This is a genomic window from Barrientosiimonas humi, from assembly GCF_006716095.1.
Taxonomy (GTDB): domain Bacteria; phylum Actinomycetota; class Actinomycetes; order Actinomycetales; family Dermatophilaceae; genus Barrientosiimonas; species Barrientosiimonas humi.
The window spans coordinates 3,175,175-3,196,286 of record NZ_VFOK01000001.1 but is presented as its reverse complement, the minus strand read 5'-3'; the positions used below and the strand labels follow the sequence as shown (position 1 = coordinate 3,196,286).

Annotated in this window: 19 protein-coding genes; 9 read left to right on the top strand and 10 right to left on the bottom strand. The window is 73.0% G+C overall.

Annotated elements, in window-relative coordinates:
• Nucleotides 1–364: 364 nt before the first annotated feature.
• Nucleotides 365–1,831: a chromosomal replication initiator protein DnaA gene (dnaA, locus tag FB554_RS14780; protein ID WP_236022164.1), complete on the bottom strand. Its 1,467-nt coding sequence runs from the start codon at nucleotides 1,829–1,831 to the stop codon at nucleotides 365–367.
• A gap of 490 nt (nucleotides 1,832–2,321) precedes the next feature.
• Here dnaA and rpmH point away from each other — a divergent pair, with 490 nt between their 5' ends.
• From rpmH to FB554_RS14735, 9 genes are all read left to right on the top strand, one after another.
• On the top strand, nucleotides 2,322–2,459 hold the full coding sequence (gene rpmH, locus FB554_RS14775; RefSeq protein WP_142007149.1) for a 50S ribosomal protein L34: 138 nt from the start codon (nucleotides 2,322–2,324) through the stop codon (nucleotides 2,457–2,459).
• A 44-nt stretch (nucleotides 2,460–2,503) separates the two neighbouring features.
• A complete protein-coding gene (rnpA, locus tag FB554_RS14770) occupies nucleotides 2,504–2,914 on the top strand; it encodes a ribonuclease P protein component (RefSeq protein ID WP_142007148.1) in 411 nt (136 codons plus the stop codon).
• Entirely contained in the window at nucleotides 2,911–3,210 is a 300-nt protein-coding gene (yidD, locus tag FB554_RS14765) for a membrane protein insertion efficiency factor YidD (RefSeq protein ID WP_142007147.1), read from the top strand. The genes rnpA and yidD overlap by 4 nt, the downstream gene beginning before the upstream one ends.
• A 7-nt stretch (nucleotides 3,211–3,217) precedes the next feature.
• Nucleotides 3,218–4,216 (top strand): membrane protein insertase YidC, encoded by a 999-nt coding sequence (gene yidC / locus FB554_RS14760; RefSeq protein WP_142007146.1) that lies wholly within the window; start codon nucleotides 3,218–3,220, stop codon nucleotides 4,214–4,216.
• Between the two features lie 76 nt (nucleotides 4,217–4,292).
• Entirely contained in the window at nucleotides 4,293–5,036 is a 744-nt protein-coding gene (locus FB554_RS14755; RefSeq protein ID WP_236022163.1) for a Jag family protein, read from the top strand.
• Between the two features lie 17 nt (nucleotides 5,037–5,053).
• Nucleotides 5,054–5,806, top strand: a complete 753-nt coding sequence (gene rsmG, locus FB554_RS14750; protein ID WP_142007145.1) for a 16S rRNA (guanine(527)-N(7))-methyltransferase RsmG — start codon at nucleotides 5,054–5,056, stop codon at nucleotides 5,804–5,806.
• Between the two features lie 161 nt (nucleotides 5,807–5,967).
• Complete coding sequence (locus tag FB554_RS14745; protein ID WP_276489305.1) at nucleotides 5,968–6,966, top strand: ParA family protein; 999 nt, start codon at nucleotides 5,968–5,970, stop codon at nucleotides 6,964–6,966.
• 140 nt (nucleotides 6,967–7,106) lie between these two features.
• Nucleotides 7,107–8,252: a ParB/RepB/Spo0J family partition protein gene (locus tag FB554_RS14740; protein WP_142007144.1), complete on the top strand. Its 1,146-nt coding sequence runs from the start codon at nucleotides 7,107–7,109 to the stop codon at nucleotides 8,250–8,252.
• Nucleotides 8,253–8,438: 186 nt separating this feature from the next.
• On the top strand, nucleotides 8,439–10,217 hold the full coding sequence (locus FB554_RS14735; RefSeq protein ID WP_142007143.1) for a hypothetical protein: 1,779 nt from the start codon (nucleotides 8,439–8,441) through the stop codon (nucleotides 10,215–10,217).
• 70 nt (nucleotides 10,218–10,287) lie between these two features.
• Here FB554_RS14735 and FB554_RS14730 read toward each other — a convergent pair whose 3' ends face one another.
• The 9 genes from FB554_RS14730 to FB554_RS14690 form a co-directional block, all read right to left on the bottom strand.
• Nucleotides 10,288–10,812 (bottom strand): GNAT family N-acetyltransferase, encoded by a 525-nt coding sequence (locus FB554_RS14730; RefSeq protein WP_142007142.1) that lies wholly within the window; start codon nucleotides 10,810–10,812, stop codon nucleotides 10,288–10,290.
• Between the two features lie 137 nt (nucleotides 10,813–10,949).
• The gene (trxA, locus tag FB554_RS14725; protein WP_142007141.1) at nucleotides 10,950–11,276 is read right to left on the bottom strand and encodes a thioredoxin; all 327 of its coding nucleotides are present in this window, start codon (nucleotides 11,274–11,276) and stop codon (nucleotides 10,950–10,952) included.
• Nucleotides 11,277–11,337: 61 nt separating this feature from the next.
• Nucleotides 11,338–12,330 (bottom strand): thioredoxin-disulfide reductase, encoded by a 993-nt coding sequence (trxB, locus tag FB554_RS14720; protein WP_142007140.1) that lies wholly within the window; start codon nucleotides 12,328–12,330, stop codon nucleotides 11,338–11,340.
• A gap of 120 nt (nucleotides 12,331–12,450) precedes the next feature.
• Nucleotides 12,451–13,230, bottom strand: a complete 780-nt coding sequence (locus FB554_RS14715; RefSeq protein ID WP_142007139.1) for a hypothetical protein — start codon at nucleotides 13,228–13,230, stop codon at nucleotides 12,451–12,453.
• A gap of 235 nt (nucleotides 13,231–13,465) precedes the next feature.
• Nucleotides 13,466–14,032 (bottom strand): RNA polymerase sigma factor SigM, encoded by a 567-nt coding sequence (gene sigM / locus FB554_RS14710; RefSeq protein WP_142007138.1) that lies wholly within the window; start codon nucleotides 14,030–14,032, stop codon nucleotides 13,466–13,468.
• 126 nt (nucleotides 14,033–14,158) lie between these two features.
• On the bottom strand, nucleotides 14,159–15,934 hold the full coding sequence (locus tag FB554_RS14705) for a protein kinase family protein (protein ID WP_142007137.1): 1,776 nt from the start codon (nucleotides 15,932–15,934) through the stop codon (nucleotides 14,159–14,161).
• Nucleotides 15,935–16,117: 183 nt separating this feature from the next.
• On the bottom strand, nucleotides 16,118–18,160 hold the full coding sequence (murJ, locus tag FB554_RS14700) for a murein biosynthesis integral membrane protein MurJ (RefSeq protein ID WP_142007136.1): 2,043 nt from the start codon (nucleotides 18,158–18,160) through the stop codon (nucleotides 16,118–16,120).
• On the bottom strand, nucleotides 18,153–20,609 hold the full coding sequence (locus FB554_RS14695; protein WP_142007135.1) for a DUF6049 family protein: 2,457 nt from the start codon (nucleotides 20,607–20,609) through the stop codon (nucleotides 18,153–18,155). Before FB554_RS14695 ends, murJ begins: the two co-directional genes overlap by 8 nt.
• Nucleotides 20,610–20,616: 7 nt before the next feature.
• Entirely contained in the window at nucleotides 20,617–21,099 is a 483-nt protein-coding gene (locus tag FB554_RS14690; RefSeq protein ID WP_142007134.1) for an NUDIX hydrolase, read from the bottom strand.
• Nucleotides 21,100–21,112: the final 13 nt, after the last annotated feature.

Below are 21,112 nucleotides of genomic sequence, written 5' to 3'. Positions count from 1 at the left end.
CGATGACTGTGGATAACTCGGCGGGTCTGTGGACGAGCGGCGAACGACACATCCGGTCCACCGGAGCTCCCACAGGTCGTCCGCAGCTGTGCCCCGGTTGTCCACCGACTGTCCCCGGAACGGTGCGGGTGTGACGGGTGTGGTTCCAGTGAATGACTGGGATGCGTGAGGAGGTTGTCCACGGCGTTGTCCACAGTCTGTGGATGATGGGCAGGAGGGCACGGATAGCGTCGCCGACCGCGCCGGGACGCGTCGCGTCCAGGGAGCACTCAGGGTTATCCCCAGGCAGGGGGAGTTGTCCACAGCAGGTGTGGATGACGTACGACGGGGGCCGGGCGCGCGGTGGGCGTCGCCGGCGGGTGGGTCAGGAAGCGGCCTGCGCGGCGTCCCGTCGGATCTGACCGGTCAGCTCGGTGATCTGGTCGTAGAGGGGCTGCTTGGCGCCCATGAGGTTCTTGATCTTGCGCTCGGCGTGCATGACCGTCGTGTGGTCGCGGCCGCCGAACTGCTGGCCGATCTTCGGCAGCGACAGGTCGGTGAGCTCACGGCACAGGTACATCGCGATCTGCCGGGCGTTGACCAGCGTGCGCGAGCGCGACTGGGAGGTGAGCTCCTCGACCGTCACCCCGAAGTACTCCGCGGTCTTGGCCATGATCTGCGTCGTGGTGATCTGACCCGCGCGCGGCGAGGGCTCGACGTCCTTGAGCGCCTTGCTCGTCGAGGACAGGTCGACCGGCTGGCCCGACAGCGAGGCGAAGGCCATCACCCGGATCAGCGCGCCCTCGAGCTCACGGATGTTCGTGGGGAACTTCGTCGCGATGAGCTCGAGCACGTCGTCGGGCACGCTCTTGCGCTCGGCGTCGGCCTTCTTGCGCAGGATCGCGATGCGGGTCTCCAGGTCCGGCGGCGTGACGTCGGTCTGCAGCCCCCACAGGAAGCGCGAGCGGAGCCGGTCGGCGAAGCCGGAGAGGTTCTTGGGCGACTGGTCGCTGGTCAGCACGATCTGCTTGTCGCTGTTGTGCAGCGCGTTGAACGTGTGGAAGAACTCCTCCTGCGTGCCGTCCTTGCGCTGCATGAACTGGATGTCGTCGATGAGCAGCACGTCGACGTCGTCGCGGTAGCGCTTCTGGAAGTTGGCCGCCTTGCCGTCCTTCACCGAGTTGATGAAGTCGTTCGTGAACTCCTCGGAGTTCACGTAGCGCACCCGCAGGTGGGGGTAGAGGTTGCGCACGTAGTGGCCGATGGCGTGCAGCAGGTGGGTCTTGCCCAGCCCGCTGCCGCCGTAGACGAAAAGCGGGTTGTACGACTTCGCCGGCAGCTCGGCGACGGCGAACGCCGCGGCGTGGGCGAACCGGTTGCCGGCGCCGATGACGAAGGTGTCGAAGGTGTACTTCGGGTTCAGCCGGGAGTCGCCCATCGCGTCGGCCGGCGAGGTGGTCGCCGGGGCTCGGGGCGCGGGCTCGCGGCTGGGGGCCTGCTCGGCGAGGCTGTCGCTGAGCGCGGGCTGCTCGACCTCGTCGAGGTCCTCCCCGGACTCCACGACCGCCTCGTCCTCGACGGCGGCGCGCAGCTGGGGGTCGACGGCCACGGCGAGGTGCACGTCACGGCCGAGCTGTTGGCCGAGGTGGGTGGTGACCGACTCGCGCAGGCTCTGCTCGATGACGTCCTTGGTGTGGTCGAACGGCACCGCGAGCAGCGCGGTCTTGTCGACGACCCCGACCAGGCGGGTCAGCCGCAGGATGGCGCGGTCACGGGCGGGGAGCCCGGCCTCGTCGAGGAGGAGCAACGTGGAGTGCCACACATGCGCCAGATCTGGCTGCTCGTCGCTCACGTGCCCCTGTTCCTCTTCTCACGACTGCTGGAGCTCGACCGGCAGGCCACGACAGAACGGCACGCCTGTCCACAAACTTATCCACAGACTGTGCATGGCGCACCCCGAGGGTCGAGGGGTGCGGGGACGGTGCGCTGACCGGAAGGGCCGAAGGTAACAACCTTGCTCGGGCCGCGGCAACATGAGCCCTGACTTTTTTCGCGTTCGTCGGCGTGTCGCGCTGACGGGGCCCGGGAACTCGACTAGCGCGAGGGTCCGCGCGGTTTGACCGGCGTTGACGGCGGACCGTACCCTGAATCAGCCGTGCTCGTCGCGGCCGCTCTCGCATGCTCATGCGTTCGCCCACATCGTGCTGGTCGGCCTCGCGTCGTCCCGCGTCCCGGTGCGGGGCGGCCCGTGGGCCTACGACAGCGGCTGCGCAGCCGCTCGGGCCCCGCCCGTGCAGACCTACCGCAGGCAGCCCGCCTGCCGATCGACACCGGAGACGACGTTGAGCAAGCGCACCTTCCAGCCGAACAACCGCCGCCGCGCCAAGAAGCACGGCTTCCGCCTGCGCATGCGCACCCGCGCGGGCCGCGCCATCCTGGCCTCGCGCCGGTCCAAGGGCCGCTCCAAGCTGTCGGCCTGAGCCGGCTCGTCGCGCGCACCCCGCGCCCCGAGCCTCGCCTCGACGTGCTGCCCTCGGCGCACCGCCTCCGACGACCTGACCAGTTCCGCACGGTGCTGCGCGGTCGGCGAGACGCGGCGCGCCTGCCGAGCGGCCGCGCCGGAGGCGACCTGCTGGTCCTGCACCTGGTGACCCACGCCGAGTCCGACGCGTCGGACGCATCCGCACCGGATGCGCCGCGCGTCGGCTTCGTCGTCTCCAAGGCCGTGGGCAACGCCGTCGTGCGCAACCGCACCCGGCGCCGGCTGCGGCACCTGATGGCCGCCCGGCTGGCCGACCTGCCGGCCGGCACCGACGTCGTGGTGCGGGCTCAGCCGGAGGCGGGGCTCGCCGACTCCGCGGCGCTGGGAGCCGAGTTGGACCGGCTGCTTCCGACCGCCCTGCGTCGGGCCCGACCGGCCCGGGTCGGCTCATGAGCACCGAACCGCGCAGCCTGCTCGTCTGGCTGGCGACGCCGCTGATCTGGCTGATCCGCGGATACCAGCGATTCGTCTCGCCGATGACCCCGCCCAGCTGCCGGTTCACGCCGAGCTGCTCGGCGTACGCCGTGACCGCGCTGCGTCGCCACGGGCTGTTCCGTGGCGGCTACCTGGCTGTCCGGCGGCTGCTGCGCTGCCACCCGTGGAACCCGGGTGGCGTCGACCACGTTCCACCGCCCGCCCCGCGGGTCCGTCCGTCCGACCCGGCCACCGGGCCGGGAACTACCGCCTGAGGAACACATGCTCGACACCCTGCTCTTCCCGCTCGAATGGTTCGTCGCCGTCGTGATGGTGGGCTTCCACGCGGTCTTCACGGCCGTGGGGATGCCCGAGGACTCCGGCTGGACCTGGGCGCTGTCGATCGTCGGGCTGGTCATCGTCCTGCGCATCCTGCTGATCCCGCTGTTCGTCAAGCAGATCAAGTCCTCCCGGCGGATGCAGCTCATCCAGCCGGAGATGCAGAAGATTCAGGCGAAGTACAAGGGCAAGAAGGACGCCGAGTCTCGTCAGAAGATGACTGAGGAGACGATGGAGCTCTACAAGCGGACGGGCACCAACCCGTTCGGCTCCTGCCTCCCGATCCTGCTGCAGAGCCCGTTCTTCTTCGCGCTGTTCCGCGTCCTCAACAACCTGCCGGCGATGGCCGAGGGGCGCCGGGAGGGCATCGGCCCGCTCACCCAGGAGCTCGCCGCCCAGGCCGAGAGCTCCACCCTGTTCGGGGCCCAGCTGTCCAGCTCGTTCCTGAACAGCGAGGGCGCCTCGACCAAGATCGTCACGGTCGTCCTGATCATCCTGATGTCGGTCACGATGTTCCTCACCCAGCGACAGCTGATGATGAAGAACATGCCGGCCGCGGCCCTCGACAACCCGATGGCCAAGCAGCAGAAGATCATCATGTACGCCATGCCGCTGGTCTTCTTCGTGACCGGCCCGAACTTCCCCATCGGTGTGCTCATCTACTGGCTCGTCACCAACATCTGGTCGATGGGTCAGCAGTTCTACGTCATCCGTCGCATGCCGGCGCCCGGCTCGGAGGCCGAGAAGGCCCTCGAGGCGCGCAACCGCGCCAAGGGCAAGGTGACCAAGAAGGAGACCGTGCCCGGTCTGCCCGCCGCCGACGAGACCCCCGCGCAGCCGACCGCGACGCCCGGCAAGGCCACCGCCGCCGGCACCCAGGCCGGCAAGACGAGCGGACAACGAGTGCAGCCCAAGCGCAACAAGCCCAAGCGCAAGCGCTAGCGCCGCACCCCACCAGCCACGTCCCGCAGCGGCCCGCACCCCGTGGTGGCCGCCCGACCCGTTCCGGAGCAACCGCATGACGCAGCAGAACGACGCCTCGACCGAGACCGAGCCGCAGGAGGTGCCGCAGCCCGCCGAGGCCACCGACGCCCCGGAGGCCGCCGAGCCCCGCGAGAGCGCGGCACCCACCGAGCCGGTCGAGTCGATCGCCTCGAGCGACGCCGCAGCCGGTGACGAGGCCGACGAGTCCTCCGCCGCTGACGAGGACGACCAGACCGGCGATGACCAGACCGGCGATGACCAGACCGCGGCCGCCGCGTCCGAGCGGGGCGAGGGCGGCCCGTCCTCCCGCAAGGAGCACCTGGAGCGCGAAGGAGAGGTTGCTGCCGACTTCCTGGAGACGCTGCTGGACATCGCTGATCTCGACGGCGACCTCGACGTCGACATCGAGGGCGACCGCGCCGCCGTGGCCATCGTCGACAGCGACGAGGGGCGCGTCCCGCGCCGGCTGGTCGGCCAGGGCGGTGCCGTGCTCGAGGCCCTGCAGGAGCTGACCCGGCTCGCGGTGCAGGCCGAGACCGGCGAGCGCTCGCGCCTGATGCTGGACGTCGCGGGTCACCGCGCCCAGCGTCGCGCCGACCTGGTGGAGAGCGCCCGGGTCGTCATCGACGAGGTCAAGGAGACCGGTGAGCGCCGCTCGCTGGAGCCGATGAGCGCCTTCGAGCGCAAGGTCGTGCACGACGCCGTGCTCGCCGCCGGGCTGACCTCGGAGTCCGAGGGTGCCGAGCCGCGGCGCTACGTCGTGGTCCTCCCCGCCTGAGCGAGCCTGCGTTTCACGTGGAACAGGCTGACGCCTCTCCCTCGGGTCAGCCGCCCGAGGTCGCCGCGCGCATCTTCGGGGACCGGCTCGAGCTGGCGACGGCGTACGTCCGCTTCCTCGAGACGACCGGGGTGCAGCACGGCCTGATCGGGCCGCGGGAAGTGCCGCGGCTGTGGGACCGGCACGTCCTGAACTGCGCGGTCATCGCCCCGGCCTTCGGTCCGGACGCCACCGTGGCGGACGTCGGCAGCGGCGCCGGGCTTCCCGGCATGGTGCTGGCCATCGCGCGGCCCGACCTGCGGGTGACCCTGGTCGAGCCGCTCGAGCGCCGCACCCGCTGGCTCAGCGAGGTCGTGCACGACCTGGGGCTGGAGGTGACGGTGCTGCAGCGCAAGGCCGAGAACGCCTGGGGCGAGGTCGTCGTCGACGCGGTCACCTCGCGCGCCGTCGCCCAGCTCGGCGAGCTGGCCCGCCTGTCGCTGCCGCTGCTGCGGCCCAACGGGCGGATGGTGGCGTTGAAGGGCGAACGCGCCGCGAGCGAGCTGGAGGCCGACGCCGAGGTCCTCGACCGGCTCCGAGTCGCGCACCGGCGCGTGGCGACCTACGGTGAGGGCGTGCTCGATCCGCCGAGCACGGTGGTGGAGCTGACGCTCGACGGTGTCGCCCCCCAGCTGCGGCAGCCGGTCGGTGACGGTCCCGCCCGCACCGCCGCCCGCAAGAAGGCCCGTCGCGCCGAGCGGCGCCGGGCCCGTCCAGGTCGAGGAGAGTGAGCAACCCCGTGCAGTCCGTGACGCCGACTCCTGTCGGTTGGCAGGGCGTCGGTCCTGCCCGCCACGCCGCCCTCCCGGGCGACCCCAGTCCGCTGGGCTGGCAGGGTGTGACGCCGGACGACTCGCCGATGCTCACCCAGTTCGCAGCGGAGGATGACGCCGTGGTTTCCCGTGAAACACCTGCCCCGGGGGAGGCCGCGTCGGCTCCCGTCGCAGCGGACGACGAAGAGGTCGCGGCCGCGCCGCTGTCCGGTCCGGAGCACGCGGAGGCCGCGGTCGCCGAGCTCATCGACTCCGAGCCCCCGGCGTCGGCCCCCGTCGCTCCGGCGCGCGTCCGCCCCGCCGTCGAGCAGCTGCCCGCGCCCGCCGCGCAGCGGGTGCTGACCGTGGCGAACCAGAAGGGCGGCGTGGGCAAGACCACGACCACGGTCAACATCGCGGCCGCGCTCGCGCAGGCCGGGCTGCGGGTGCTGGTCATCGACACCGACCCGCAGGGCAACGCCAGCACCGCGCTGGGCATCGACCACCACGCCGAGGTCCCGTCGATCTACGACGTGCTCGTCGAGGGCGCGTCGCTGGCGGACGTCGTCCAGGAGTGCCCCGACGTGCCCGGCCTGTTCTGCGTGCCGGCCACGATCGACCTCGCCGGGGCGGAGATCGAGCTCGTCTCGATGGTGGCGCGCGAGCAGCGGCTCTCCCGCGCGCTGGCCGCGGCTGCCGCGGACGGCCAGGGCGACTACGACTACGTCTTCATCGACTGCCCCCCGAGCCTGGGGCTGCTCACGGTCAACGCGTTCGTGGCCGCCCAGGAGGTGCTCATCCCCATCCAGTGCGAGTACTACGCGCTCGAGGGGCTGAGCCAGCTGCTGAAGAACGTCGAGATGATCCAGACCCACCTGAACCCCGGCCTGGCCGTCTCGACGATCCTGATGACGATGTACGACGGGCGCACCCGGCTGTCCGCGCAGGTCGCCGACGAGGTGCGCCACCACTTCCCCGACCTGGTGCTGCGCACGACCGTGCCGCGCAGCGTGCGCATCTCCGAGGCGCCGAGCCACGCGCAGACCGTGATGACGTACGACCCGAGCAGCAGCGGCGCACTGTCGTACGCCGACGCGGCCCGGGAGCTGGCGCTGCGGGCGCCGCAGCGCGCGGACTGACGGAGTTTTCCCCAGGGCGGAGTGGGTGCGCGGCGCGACCCCACCCGCTCGATAGGCTCGCGGGTGCGCCGGCGGGGCGCGAACCGAGTCATCTGTGACGCGGAACAGAACGGCAGGACCGACGTGGGAACGAGGACGGCGTGAGCGACAAGCGGCGAGGGTTGGGACGTGGGCTGGGTGCACTGATCCCCAGCGCCCCGGCGACCCCGGGGACGCCCCGTCCCAGCGACGTGTTCTTCGCCGAGCAGCGTCCGGCCGCCACCGTGGAGGACCGCGCGGCGGACTCGAGCGAGGCCCGTTTCACGGGAAACCAGCAGGACACGCCGGGAGATGACGGCGCGGCCCCGCAGACCCCGGACGACGACCGCGCGGCCGACACCGACGTGACCGCCCCGGCCGAGGACGCGGCGTCCAGCGCGGCTGCCGTCGATGCAGCGGCGGTGCCGGCCGGCGAGGGCCTGGCGCCCGTGCCGGGGGCGACCTTCGCCGAGATCCCGCTCGCCGCGATCCGCCCGAACCCGCGCCAGCCGCGGACCGTCTTCGCCGAGGAGGAGATGGACGAGCTGGTGGCCAGCATCCGCGAGATCGGGGTGCTGCAGCCGGTGGTCGTGCGCCCGGTCGGTGACGGCGAGGGTGAGGTGCGCTACGAGCTCGTCATGGGTGAGCGCCGGTGGCGCGCCAGCGGCCAGGCCGGCCAGCAGACGGTGCCGGCGATCGTGCGCGACACGACCGACGAGGACCTGCTGCGCGACGCCCTGCTGGAGAACCTGCACCGGGCCCAGCTCAACCCCCTCGAGGAGGCCGCGGCCTACCAGCAGCTGCTCGAGGACTTCGGGTGCACGCACGACGAGCTGGCCACCCGCATCGGCCGGTCCCGCCCGCAGATCTCCAACATGCTCCGGCTGCTGAAGCTGCCGGCGCTGGTTCAGCGCCGGGTCGCCGCGGGCGTGCTGTCGGCCGGTCACGCCCGGGCCCTGCTGGGTCTCGGCGACGCCGCCGCGATGGAGCGGCTGGCCCAGCGGATCGTCGCCGAGGGGCTGTCGGTGCGCTCCGTGGAGGAGATCGTCACGCTCGGCATGGACGACGAGCCCAAGCAGCGCAGCGCGCGTGGACCTGCCCAGCGCGACCCGCAGCTGGAGGACCTCGCGGCGTCGATGTCGGACCAGCTGGACACCCGGGTCAAGCTGCAGCTGGGCAAGCACAAGGGACGGATGACCGTCGAGTTCGCCTCGGTGGACGACCTGCACCGGATCATCGAGCTGCTGGGGCTGAAGGCAGGGCAGTAGGCAGTGACCCGCCCGCGGGTCACGCCCGGGAGTCCGCCGAGCGGCGCGGATTGTTTCAGAGGCGGCCGGATCGGTGAACATTTCCGTCGGCGTGTTGGCGAGACGTCGTCGAAGTCACAGGTTTACCTTCAGCCCCACCAGCCACCGACAGGGAGGTCGGTGGTGCGGCAGTGAGGTGTGGGGGACGTGTCGACGTACGCAGTCGTGGTGTGCGACCGGGGAGGCCGCCGCGGGGTCCAGCGCTGGCTGGCCGAGCACGACGTCCCGCAGCGGGAGGTCCTGGAGACGACCTGGCGGCACCGGACGGTGCTCGTCGTCGCACGGGACGTGCACCGGCACGTCGCGGGCAGCAGGTTCGGCATCGGTACGGCCGTCGACTACGAACGGGGCGCGCTGGGGTTCGGCCTCGCCGGCTGGCAGCAGATGGGCACCGGCGACCTGGACGGGTTGTCCGGTGAGTTCCTCGAGGTGTCCTGGGCCGGCCCGGAGCTGACCGTCACGCGCGACCTGTTCGGCTCGATCCCCGTGCTGCACACCGGCGGGTCCGGCTGGGTCGCGGTGAGCGACTCGCTGCTCCTGCTGCGCGACCTGCGCACGGCCATGGGCAGCACCACCACGGTCAATCTCGAGGCTGCCACCGCGCGCACCCGCACCCTCGCGATCACCCACCAGTCGATGTCGCCGGAGACGCTGCTGGACCAGATCAGCTCCCTGCCGGCGGGGCGCTCGTTCCACGTGGAACGCCGCGGCCTGGGGCTGCGGATGCGGCTGGGCGGCGACTCGCTGCCCGCGCGGGTCGCGCGGGTGCAGGACGACCGGGCCGAGCTCACCCGGCGGATCGCGGCCTCGACCGTCGCCGTGGTTCGGGCGCTGGCCGACTCCCCGTGCGTCGTGCCGGAGCTGGCGCTGTCCGGCGGCGTCGACTCACGCATGATGCTTGCCGCCGTGCGTCGCGCGGGCGCTCAGGACCAGGTGCTCATCGAGTCGTGGAACCGGTCTGCGGCGAACGAGGCCGACTACGCCTGCGCCCAGCAGCTCAGCAGGTGGGGCGGCTTCGCGCTGAACTCCCGGGCCGGTGTCGACCCGGGCGACCCCATCCGGCTCAGCGAGGCCGCCATCCCCGTCTTCGCCACCAGCCACCTGGGGCTGTACGACCGGGTCCTGCCGATGAGCGGCACCTGGTACAACCCCCGGATGGTCAAGCTCGGCGGATTGGGCGCCGAGCTGCTCAAGGGCAACTACGGCTTCCGCTCGCTGCCGCAGATGGCGCAGTGGCTGTCGACGGGCATGAAGGACGCCTCGGCGCACGCCGCCGCTCGCCACCGGGCCGCGGTCGCTCAGCTGGCCAAGGGCCTGCGCGCGATCGACGTCGACCCCGACGCCCCGGACGCCTCGGAGTGGCACTACGCGGCCTACCGGGCCGGGCAGCACGGTGCGGCGCACTCGCCGATGCACCTGTCGGCCGTGCGCACGCTCATGCAGCTGGACGTGCTGGCGCTCGGCCACCGGCCCGACCGGCCCGGCACGGGGGTCTTCACCCGGGCCAAGGGCGGCATGCTCGACCTGCTGGTGCTGCTCGACCCCGACCTGGCCCAGCAGCCGTACGCCAACGCCGGCATCGACCTGTCCGCCGACGACGTGCAGCAGCGGCTGCACCAGCTGGGCGGCCCGCTGACCGACGATGAGGTCCCGAGCATGCGCATCTTCGGCAAGCAGGCGGCCGCCGGCGGCGGCCCGCACGCGCTGGGCGGGTCGATCGCGCGCGCCTGGGGGCTCGGTGAGGACAGCGGGCAGGTCGTCGAGCTCACCCAGCCCTGGGTCGACGCCGTCGCCGACCGCACGCTGCGCGCGATCCACCAGGACCTGGGCAACCTCACCCGGAACGAGCTCAAGCGGGTGAACGCGGTGGGCGACGCCGGCCCCGGCCCGGCCAAGCGACTGTCGGCGGTGCTGCTCGCGAGCTGAGGTCGACCAACAACGATCCGGGATCGCCGAGAACCGTTGCTGGCCAATCCTTTTCGGCGACGAGCCGGCGTCAGAGCTGCTTCTCGAGCACCGCGAACTCCAGGTCCTCGCGTCGCGGTCGCCCGAAGCGCTCGTCGCCGTACGGGAACGGCTTGGTGGCGCCCGTGCGGCGGAAGCCGCGGCGCTCGTAGAACGCGATGAGGTCGGCCCGGGCGGTCAGCACGGTCATCCGCATCGCCGGCAGCCGCCACTCCTCCCGCGCGACCCGCTCGGCCTCGCCCAGCACCTGCTTGCCGAGCCCGGCGCCCTGCAGGTCGGGCCGCACCGCGAACATCCCGAAGTAGCCGGCGCCGTCCTCGACCGCGACGTGCGCGCACGCGACGAGCTCGCCGGAGCGTTCCGCCAGCAGGACCTTGCTGTCCGGGCGCTCGATGTCGGCGCGCAGCACCTGCGGGTCGAGCCGCTCCCCGTCCAGCAGGTCGGCCTCGGTGGTCCAGCCGGCGCGGCTGGCCTCACCCCGGTAGGACGAGGTCACCAGCGTCACCACGGCGGGCACGTCGTCGACGGTGGCGAGGCGGAAGGTCGGTGCGGTCACGGCTCCGGAGTGTACGAGCCCCGCCCACGACGAGACCCGCCCAGGCCCACCGGTGATCCCGGGCCGGCGCGGACGCACGTCGGCCCCGGAGCAGGTCGCTCCGGGGCCGAGGTGAGGGTGGTGCTGCGCGGCGTGGATCAGCCGATGAAGTCGGACAGCTCCTTGACCAGGCGCGGCTTGGGGTAGGCGCCGACGATGCTCTTGACGACCTCGCCACCGACGTAGACGTTCATCGCCGGGATGCCGGTGATGCCGTACTTGCGCGACATGGCGGGGTTCTCGTCGGTGTTGAGCTTGACGATCTCGAGCTTGTCGCCGTGCTCGGCGGCGATCTCCTCGAGGATCGGGGCGACCTGGCGGCACGGGCCGCACCACTCGGCCCAGAAGTCCACGAGGACGGGCTTGTCGCTCTTGAGGACGTCCTGCTCGAAGGTCTGGTCGGTGACGCTCTTGAGAGCGGCCATGGCACGGTCCTTTCGTCTGCGGTGATGGAGATCGGGGGTCTGGCGGGTGGTGCGGATCAGGCTAGGCGGGGGCACCGACGGTCTCGGCCTGCTCGGCCGGCGGCGTCTCCTCCTCGGGCAGGCCCGCGAGGTAGTGCTCCGCGTCGAGGCTGGCCGAGCAGCCGGAGCCCGCGGCGGTGATGGCCTGCCGATAGGTGTGGTCGACCAGGTCGCCGCAGGCGAAGACGCCCGCGACGTTGGTGCGGGTGGTGCGGCCCTCGGCGAGGACGTAGCCCTCGGCGTCGAGCTCGACCTGGCCGCGCACCAGCTCGTTGCGCGGGAGGTGGCCGATGGCGACGAACAGGCCGGAGACGGCCAGCTCGCGGGTGCTGCCATCGACGGTGTCGGTGAGCGTGACGCCGGTCAGCTTGGCGTCGCCGTGCAGCGCGGTGACCTGGCTGTTCCAGGCGAAGGTGACCTTGTCGTTGGCGAGGGCGCGCTCGGCCATGATCTTGGAGGCGCGCAGCTCGTCACGGCGGTGGATGACGGTGACCGACCGGGCGAACCGGGTGAGGAACATCGCCTCCTCCAGCGCCGAGTCGCCGCCGCCGACCACCGCGAGGTCCTGCTCGCGGAAGAACGCGCCGTCGCAGGTGGCGCACCAGGACACCCCGTGGCCGGAGAGGCGCTGCTCGTCGGGCAGGCCGAGCTCCTTGTAGGCCGAGCCCATCGCGAGGATGACCGCGCGCGCCCGGTGGCGCTCGCCGGAGCCGGTGACGACCTCCTTGACCGGGCCCTCGAGGCTGACCTCGACGACGTCGTCGCGCACCAGCTCGGCGCCGAAGCGCTTGGCCTGCGCGCGCATCTGGTCCATCAGGTCCGGACCCATGATCCCGTCGGGGAAGCCCGGGAAGTTCTCGACGTCGGTGGTGTTCATCAGCGCACCGCCCGCGGTCACCGATCCCTCGAAGATCAGCGGCTCCAGGTTGGCCCGCGCGGCGTAGACGGCCGCCGTGTAGCCCGCGGGGCCGGAGCCGATGATGATGAGGTTGCGCACCGGACCTGCAGCGGTCACGACGAGTCCTTCCGAGACGAGGTCAACAGCACCGGCGTCTCGCGGACGCGGTGCATGGCGTGCAACGCATCGTAGGCGCTCACGATTCCACCCCTGCGGGCGCGGCGGTCCGGGCGACCGTCAGACGACCGCGGTGGGGCCGGCGATCTTGCCGTTGCCGTCGGTGCAGGTGCGCGAGAGCACCCACGCCTTGCTCTCGCCGCCCTCGGTGACGACGACGATCACGGCGGGCTGGCCTTCGTACTTGCCCAGGTCGGCGGAGATCTTGTCGGGCAGCCCGCCGCCGAGCATCTCGGTGCCCATGCTGCGCATGCAGCTGAGCAGGCCGGCGGGGGTGCCGATCGGGCCGGTCCCCTGCGCGCTGGCCTGGGCCGGGTCCATCGTGCTGGTCGGGGTCTTCAGCGCGGCGGCCTGGGTGGCCAGGCCGCTGGCGCTGTACTCGCGGCCGGAGTTCTGGATGGTGATCCGGTCGAGCACGTCGCTGCCGGAGGGCTGCTGCTGGGCGGCCGAGCTCGAGGGCGGGGCCGCGGCCGGGGCGACGCCCTGGTCGCCGCGCAGCGCCTGGTAGCCGGCGAGCGCGCCGATGCCGATGGCGGCGGCCGCGCCGACCGCGGCCAGCGGGCGCAGCCAGCGCACCGAGCCGCCGTTGCCGGAGGAGGTGCGGGTGTCGACGCGCTCGACGTCGGTGTCGTCGGCGGTGGACCGGGAGACCAGCGGGGTCACGTTGTCGGCGGAGGACGAGCCGCGGGCGGCCTGCTCCTCCCGCAGCGCGGACTCGATGCGCAGCGTGACGTCCTGCGGCATCGGCCCGGGGTCGGGCAACGACGCGAGGAGCTGGCGCACACCCGTGGGGTCCTCGTCGGGCGACGAAGGACCCTGGGGGGTCTTGGGTGCGGTCACTGGTCAACCTCCATCGGACACGTCACCGGCGGCGGTGGCCACCGGCGCCCGCGGTGCACACCACGGGCAGGACATCGGTACGACGACGGGGACCCGGGCTCGGGTTCCACGAGAGTTCGAGAAATCTTCGTGGGACCGTGACCTGGGCCGATCATCGGCGAGCTGCGCCGTGCGGAGCACTCGTGCAGCAGCGACGAGGCCGGGGCGCAGGGGGGTTCCGCGGCTGTCGGGACACTCATCCGGGCAGCGGGTATCCCTCACCGTGCTTGTCGCGCAGCAGCTCGGCGAGCGCGCTGCGGCCGCGGGCGCACCGCGACTTGATGGTGCCCTCGGCGACGTCGAGCACCTCGGCGGCCTCGGCCACGCTCATCCCGTGCATGTCGACGAGGGTGAGGGCCATCCGCTGCCCCTCGGGGATGCGGGCCAGGGCCTCCTGGACGTCGAGCCGCACGTCGACCGAGCCGTGGTGGTCGTGCCGGTCGGCGAGGTCGTACTCCGGGAGCTCGCTGGTGGGCTTGATCCGACGGATCCGGTCGAGGCAGGCGTTGACGACGATCCGGTGCAGCCAGGTGGTCACCTGGGAGTCGCCGCGGAAGCTGTCGGCGCGGCGGAAGGCCGAGATGAAGCCGTCCTGGACGGCGTCGGCGGCCAGCTCGGGGTCGCGGCAGGTGCGCAGCGCCACCGCCCACATGCGGTCCTTGTGCCGGCGGAACAGCTCGCCGAACGCGTCCGGGTCACCGGCGCAGTGCTGCGCCAGCAGGTCCCGGTCGGACCGCTCGTCGAGCGGCGCGGTGTCAGCCATGGCGCACGGGCGGACGGGTGCGCAGGTCGGATGAGCTCACGAGGTGTGAGGGTGTGGCGTCGTGTCGACGATGCCGGGCGGGGGAGCCTGCGACCCCGGCCGGAGGAGGAGACGCGACCAAAGGAATCACGACAGCACCTCGATCTCGCCGATCTGCGCGCGGAAGCCGCCGGTGTCCTGCGGCCCGAGCTTGGTGACCCACACGATGACGTAACGCCCCTTCTTCGCGTCCGAGGAGCGGACCTCCTGCTGCCCGGTGCCGCTGAGCTGGCCGAGCTGCTGAGCCCCCTCGATCTGCTTCTCGTCGCTGACGTAGACGGTGGCGTCGATGGCGCCCCCGTCGACCAGCACCTTCACGGTACCGACATCGCGGGGCTCACCGAGGTCCAGGACCACACCGGCTGCCTGCTTGCCGGAGCGGGTGAAGGTCTCGCGCAGGTAGCGGTGGGTCATCCAGACCGTCTCGGGGTCGCCGTCGATGGCCTTGTCGACGAGGTCGTTGTGCTCGTCGCCGTCGCCCTGCGGGTCGAGGCTGGTGATGTCGGAGACGGTGAGCTTCTGGCCCGACGACGGGGACGCGCTGGAGCTGGTCGAGCCGCCGGTGCCGCTCGCGGTGGAGGTGGCGCTGGTGCCCGGCGCGGCGGGGTCGTCGGCGCTGGTGCTGTCGGGGCTGCCGAACAGGCTGCGCAGCCCGAGGAAGCCCAGCAGCATCGCGACGACGACCGTCACCGCGACGATGGCCAGGGCGAGCCGGCTGCTGCTGCGGTCGGGCTCGGCGGTGCCGGAGGTGAGCAGCGGCAGCGGCGGGTCGAGGTCTTCCTCGACATAGGGGTCGTACGCGCTCGCCGGCGCGGCCTGGAAGGTCGAGGTCTCGTCGTTGTCGAACTCGGGACGGCGCCCCACGACGGTCGCGTCGGGGTCGGTGCCGAGGCCGCGCGGGTCGGTCAGGTCGTCGTCGGCACGGGTCGCGCCCGCGGCGGTGGCACCGGCAGCGCCGGCACCGGCAGCACCGGCTCCGGCGGCGGCGGCGCCGCCCGCGAGGTGCCGGCCGGTCGTGCCGCTCGTGCGGCCGCCGCGCTGCTCGACGCCGGTGACGCCGCCCTGCTCGGGGGTGCGGCCACCGATGCCGTGCACCTGGTCGGACGACCAGGGCGACAGCTGGCGCGCGAGCTCGCCCGGCGTGCGCGGACCCTCGTCGTCGCCGAGCACGGTGCGGGCCAGGGTGTCCAGGTCGCCCGGCACGTTGCTGACCAGCTCGCTCGGGCTGGGCAGCTGGCCGTCGGCGCGGCGCGAGACGGTCTCGAGCCCGGGCACCTCGTCGGGGCCGGGCCAGCGGCCGGTGAGGCCGGCGTACGCCACCGACACGAGCGCGCGCACGTCGTCGCGGGAGGCGGTGTCGCCGTCGTCGCCGTCGTGCCCGGTGAGGGCCGCGCCGACGGCGACGCCCGCGACCTGCACGGCGCCGTCGGGGCTGCGCAGCACGTGGTGCGGGTTGAGGATCTGGTGGTGCAGGCCCCGCTGGCGCGCGGTCTCCAGGGCGAGCGCGGACTCACCGACCAGGCGGCGCACCTCCTCGGCCGGGAGCGTGTCGAGCCGCAGCAGCGCCGCGACCGACTGGGAGTGGTGGGTGGCCTCGGAGACGACGTACGACACCGGCGGGTCGGTCTCGGTGCCGACGTCGAGCACCTGGCTGAGCCGGCGGTCCTCGACGCCCGCGACGCGGCGGGCGGAGTCGAGCGCCGCGGAGGCGAACGGGTGGTCGGCGGCGAAGCAGGTGACCGTCACCTCGCGGCCGAGGGTGGCGTCGCGGGCGATCCACTGCTCGACGCCGTCCCGCCGGGACAGCGCGCGGTCGATCTCGTAGCGCCCGCCCAGGATCGTGCCGCGGCCGATGCCGTCCAACTCCGAGCTCCTTCGATGGGGTGAGCGGTGTCCGGCGGAGGACACGCCGCGGTCATCCTAGGCGAGCACCCCGCCAACCTCCGGGACGTCACGCGCAGCGCAGGCTCGCTTCGGCGACGATGGCCGGCCGGAGCGTGCGACGACCGGCCGGACGAGGAGCTGAAGCCAAGAGGGCCCGGGACGTCAGGCACGGCGCAGGCGGCGGGTGATCGGCCGGAGCAGCTCCTCGACCTCCTTGACCTGCAGGCGCCGGGCGACCAGGACGTAGACCAGCAGGAAGATCGGCCCGGCGACGACCAGCACGACCAGGGCGCCGGAGCGGCCGCTCACGACCTGGGCGAGCAGCGCGAACACGACGAACGCGACGACGCCGGCGACGAGCGCGGCGAGGGTGAGCCGGACGTACGACCGCACGATGTCGGACACCATGATCCGGCCGGTGGTGCGCTGCAGCCAGCGCAGCCCGACGAAGCCCTGCGCGGCGTTGCTGACGGTGAGCGCCAGGCCGATCCCGATGCCGACGTAGCGGTCGGGCACCAGCAGGGCGCCGAGCGTGATGACGACGGCGATGCCGGTGCACAGCAGCTGCATGCGGAACGGGGTGCGGGCGTCCTCGTAGGCGTAGAACGCGCGCTGCACCGTGACACACAGGCCGTAGATCGACAGGCCCAGCAGCATCGGGACCATGATCGAGCCGATCGGCCAGACGCTGCCCTCGCCGTAGAACGCGGTGATGAGCGGCTCGGCCAGCACGATGCCGCCGACCGTGCACGGGATCGTGGCGACGCCGATCAGCCGCAGGCCCTCGCGCACGTCGCGGCGCACCAGCGCGTGGTTGCGGGCGTTGGCGGCGCGCGACATCTGGGTGAACAGCGCCGTCACCAGCGACACGGTGAGCAGCGAGTGGGGCAGCATGAACAGCAGGAAGGCGTACTCCTGCGAGGCCTTTCCGGGCTCGCCGTTGGGCTGGGTGTTGAGCACGTTGGTCGTGACGACCAGGCCCAGCTGCTGCAGGATCACCGCGGCGAACGCCCACAGCGCGACCTTCGACGCGGCGCGCAGCCCGACGCCGCGCCAGCGGAAGTTGGGGCTGAAGCGGTAGCCGTCGCGGCGCAGCACCGGGATCAGGCACAGGGCCTGCAGCACGATGCCGAGCGTCGCCGAGCCGGCGAGCACCCAGATCATCGAGGAGTCCCACTGGTCGATCGACGCCTGCCGCGGCATGCGCGCGAGGAAGTAGACCAGCCCGGCGATGGCCACGACGTTGGCGAGGGCCGGCGCCCACATGAACGCGCCGAAGCGGCCGCGGGCGTTGAGCACCTGGCCGAGGAGGGCGTACATGCCGTAGAAGAAGATCTGCGGCAGGCAGATCAGCGCGAACGACCAGCCGAGCGCGAGGCGCGACCCGCTGGCGTTGAAGTCGTAGAGCTTGTAGAGCAGCGGTGCCGCGGCCACGCACAGCACGGTCAGCACGCCGAGGATCGTGAACGCCAGGGTCAGCAGCCGGTCGGTGTAGCCCTTGCCGCCGTCCTCGTGCTGGAGCGACTTGGTGATCTGCGGGACCAGCACCGCGTTGATCACGCCGCCGGCGAGCAGCAGGTAGACGATGTTGGGCAGCGTGTTGGCGGTCGACCACACGTTGGCCGGGACCGTGGTGGTGCCGATCGCGGCGGCCTGCAGCGTGCCGCGCAGGAAGCCCAGCAGCCGCGACACGAGGGTTCCGGCGGCCATGAGCGCGCCGGCTCGGGCGAGGCCGGCACGCCCGCTCGGGGCCGGGCGCTGGTCGGCCTGGTCGGCGCGCGCGGTGCCGGCGGTCTGGGGCGCACCGGGCGCAGCAGGTACGTCCGCGCCGGCCGCCGGGGTCGTCTCCACCGGGTGCGTGGCATAGCTGGCGGTGCGCCGGCCGACGCGGTCGGTCGGGTGGCTGCCGGCCTCGTCGGCCCGGTCGGGGGCGTCGGTGCCGGCCACCTCGTCACGGGTGGCGAAGGAGTCGGCGTTGTCGACGTACCACTGCCGGCCGAGCCGGCCGGGCAGGGAGGTGTCGAACTGGGTGCCGACCTCAGTGGCGTCGTCGACCTCGAGCGCGACGGCCTTGGTCGCGGTGTCCTCGGCGATCCACTCGCTGAACTGCTCGCCGAGCGACCCGGCGAGGTCGTGCTGGGAGGTCGTGCGGGCGGGCGGCGCGGGCTGGGTGTACAGCTGACCCAGGCTCGGGCGTTCAGTCATCGTCGCTCTCTGATGAGGCCCCGGCGTCGACCGGTGCGTCCAGCTCGTTGTGGGGCCGCGGGCCGCGGCGCAGGCTGCGGTAGAGCCCGACCACGAGGATCGGGCCGGCGACCGCACCCATGACCCAGTAAAGCCAAGTGCCGGTGGGGCGGACGTTGAACTCCAGCTGGCTCGGCGCGTCGGCGGGGGCCCCGAGCGGGGTGCCGGCCGGGGTCGTCAGCACCGCGTCGATGCGCACCCGCCCCGCCGCGACCGCGCGGAACGGCACCCGCACCGTCAGCCGGCTCTGCGCGCCGAGCGACAGCGGCTCGGGCTGCTCCTCGACGGCGACGACGTAGCGCCGGGGGTTGAGCAGCAGCCGCACGTCGCGCACCGGGCGGTTGAGGTCGTTGACGACGAGCACGCCCACCTGGCCGGCGTCGGTGAAGAAGTTGACCGAGCTGGGCCGCACGGCGACCTGTCTCGGCACCTGCTCGATCGCCTCGTGCAGCCCCTGCGCGGTGGTGGTGTGCGGCCCGCGCTGCCCGCGCCAGCGGGCCGAGGCCAGCTCGTCGAACGCCGCGCTCCACCCGGTGATGACGTCGTCGGAGTCGACCAGCACGGTGCCGACGGCGTCGAGCGTGCGGCGGTCGCCCTCGGTGACCTGCAGCGTCTCGCCGGAGATCGGGCTGGGGGCCTGCGGCGACGGGGGCGCGGCGGGGCTGTCGTCGATCTGGGCGCGCGGCCGGTCGCCCTCGGCGGTGCGCAGCTCGTCGGCGCCGACCGAGCGCAGCCACGGGGCGTCGGCGGTCGCGGTGATCAGCGAGGCCAGCTCGGCGCCGCTGGCCTGGTCGGCGCGGGGGGCGAGCACCAGCGCGCTGCGGTCGCGGCTGGGCGCCTCGAGGTAGCTGCCGAGCGAGTCGGCGAGGAAGCGGCGGGTGCGCGTGCCGGCGTCGCCGCTGCTCGTGGTCGCGGCCGAGAGCGACTCGTCGTAGGCGAGCACCGGCGTGCCGTCGGACAGCTCGCGGGCCACGGTGGAGGTCTCGGGACGCTGGGTGCCCTGCAGCTGACGGGTGCTCAGCAGGGTCACCGGCGGGGTGTCGCGCGAGGAGCGCCACGCGCTGCTGATGGCGGTGGCCTCGCGGCGGCGCAGGTCGGCGGCGGGCCAGCTGACCGAGACGTCGCTCATCGAGTCGGTGGCGGTGCTCGGGGCGCGGCCGAGGTGCTGCTCCAGCGCGGCCGACCCGCCCGCGCGCTGCAGGGCGACCGTGTCGGGATCGCCGTACGGCAGCAGCCAGACCGGCTGCTGGCTCGAGCGGGCGACCAGGCGGCTGCGCAGCGAGCTGACCAGCCCGTCGACCGAGGAGGTGTCGGTGGGCGGTTCGGGGGTGGTGGTCGTCGGGCTCGGCGCGGGTGTGCTGGTGGACGGGGTGGGTGTGGGGGCGGCGCCGGTGCCGCCGGCCCCGTCGGTCGGCTGGTCGGTGCCCGCCGGTCCGGTCGTGGTCGGGCCGGTGGCACCGGGCTGCGTGCCCGTGCCGGTCTCGGTGGGCTCGCCCGAGGGGTCGGTGCTGGGGGCCGGCGTGGTCGGCGAGCTCGGCGTGGGGGTGGGCGTCGGGGTGCTCGGCGGGGGCGTGCTGGGGGTGCTGTCGGGCGAGCCCTCCTCGGCGGCACCGGCGGGCGGCAGCTGCGGGTCGGGGTCGATCGGCGGCTCGAGGATCGTCGGGTCGACCAGCCAGGTGACCGGCAGCCCGCGCAGCGCCGAGACGCGCTCGTCGATCGCCGAGCCGGGGCCGATGGCCCGGCGCCACGCGGCCAGCCGGTCCTCGCCGGAGCTGCTGAACAGCGCGGGGTCGGCCGGGAGGGTCAGGGGCACGACCCAGCCGATCTCCAAGGGGTTGGTGAACTGGGCGTCCGCGGCGGCGTACGGCAGGGCGGTGCGCTCCTCGGCGCGGGTGGCGCCGCGGGCGGTGGAGCTCCCGTCGGTGACCGTGAACCGCAGCGGGATGCTGGTGACCTGGCTCGACACGTCGGGCAGGTCGTCGGGGGCGACGGTGACGTTGAACTGGCGCGACCGGCCGGCGGCCAGCGGCTCGTCCAGGGTCACCGTGGCCACCTGGGTCGTGCTGAGCGTGCGGTTGCCGTCGAGCCACTCGGCGACCCGGGTGCGGGTCGCGAGCGAGGAGGAGGACAGCGCGACGCGCACGACCGGTGTCTCGAGGGTCTCCGAGCCGTTGTTGGTGACCTGGCCCACGACGTTGATCGGCGAGCCCGGCCGCAGCACCGACGGCGCGACCGAGGTCAGCGTGAGGTCGACGGTGGAGTCGCGGTCGGCGACGGGCACCGGGTCGGCGGGGACGGCCGCGAAGCCGGCGGGCGCCGGGACGACGCCGAGCAGCAGGAGCAGCGCGCACAGGGCGGCCAGGACGAAGTGGCGGGCGCCGCGCGACGCCCCCGCAGACGTGGGTGACACCGTCGGCTCAGGCGGTTCCGGCCAGGCAGTCCCAGGCCGTGCGGGCGATGCGCCGCTCGTTGGGGAAGGTCAGGTGGCGGTGCACCTGGGTCAGCGGGAACCAGCGCGCCTCGATCGCCTCGTGGTCGGGGTCGCCCTCGACGCCGATCTCGCCCCCGATCGCCTCCAGCAGGTAGTGGTGGACCATCTTGTGGATGCGGTGGTGCGGGGTGGAGAACCAGTAGTCGATGGTGCCGAGGGTGACCAGCGCCCGGCCGAGGATGCCGGTCTCCTCGGCGACCTCGCGCACCGCGGTCTCGACGAGCGTCTCGCCCGGCTCGACGTGCCCTTTGGGCAGGCACCACTCCAGGCGCCCCGCGCGGTTGTAGCGGGCGATCAGCGCGAGATAGGCGACGCCGTCGCGCACGTCGATCACCACGCCCCCTGCCGATGTCTCCTCGACCGCCGTCAGCCGCCGCGCCGTGCGGCGCCGGGGCAGCTGAAGGGTCATTCCGTCACTGTAA

Excerpts from the sequence above, each read along its gene's own strand:
- yidD (WP_142007147.1), top strand. The coding sequence starts at position 2,911 with ATGAGCACCGAACCGCGCAGCCTGCTCGTCTGGCTGGCGACGCCGCTG.
- yidC (WP_142007146.1), top strand. The coding sequence starts at position 3,218 with ATGCTCGACACCCTGCTCTTCCCGCTCGAATGGTTCGTCGCCGTCGTG.
- FB554_RS14755 (WP_236022163.1), top strand. The coding sequence starts at position 4,293 with ATGACGCAGCAGAACGACGCCTCGACCGAGACCGAGCCGCAGGAGGTG.
- trxA (WP_142007141.1), bottom strand. The coding sequence starts at position 11,276 with ATGGCCGCTCTCAAGAGCGTCACCGACCAGACCTTCGAGCAGGACGTC.
- sigM (WP_142007138.1), bottom strand. The coding sequence starts at position 14,032 with ATGGCTGACACCGCGCCGCTCGACGAGCGGTCCGACCGGGACCTGCTG.
- murJ (WP_142007136.1), bottom strand. The coding sequence starts at position 18,160 with ATGACTGAACGCCCGAGCCTGGGTCAGCTGTACACCCAGCCCGCGCCG.
- FB554_RS14690 (WP_142007134.1), bottom strand. The coding sequence starts at position 21,099 with ATGACCCTTCAGCTGCCCCGGCGCCGCACGGCGCGGCGGCTGACGGCG.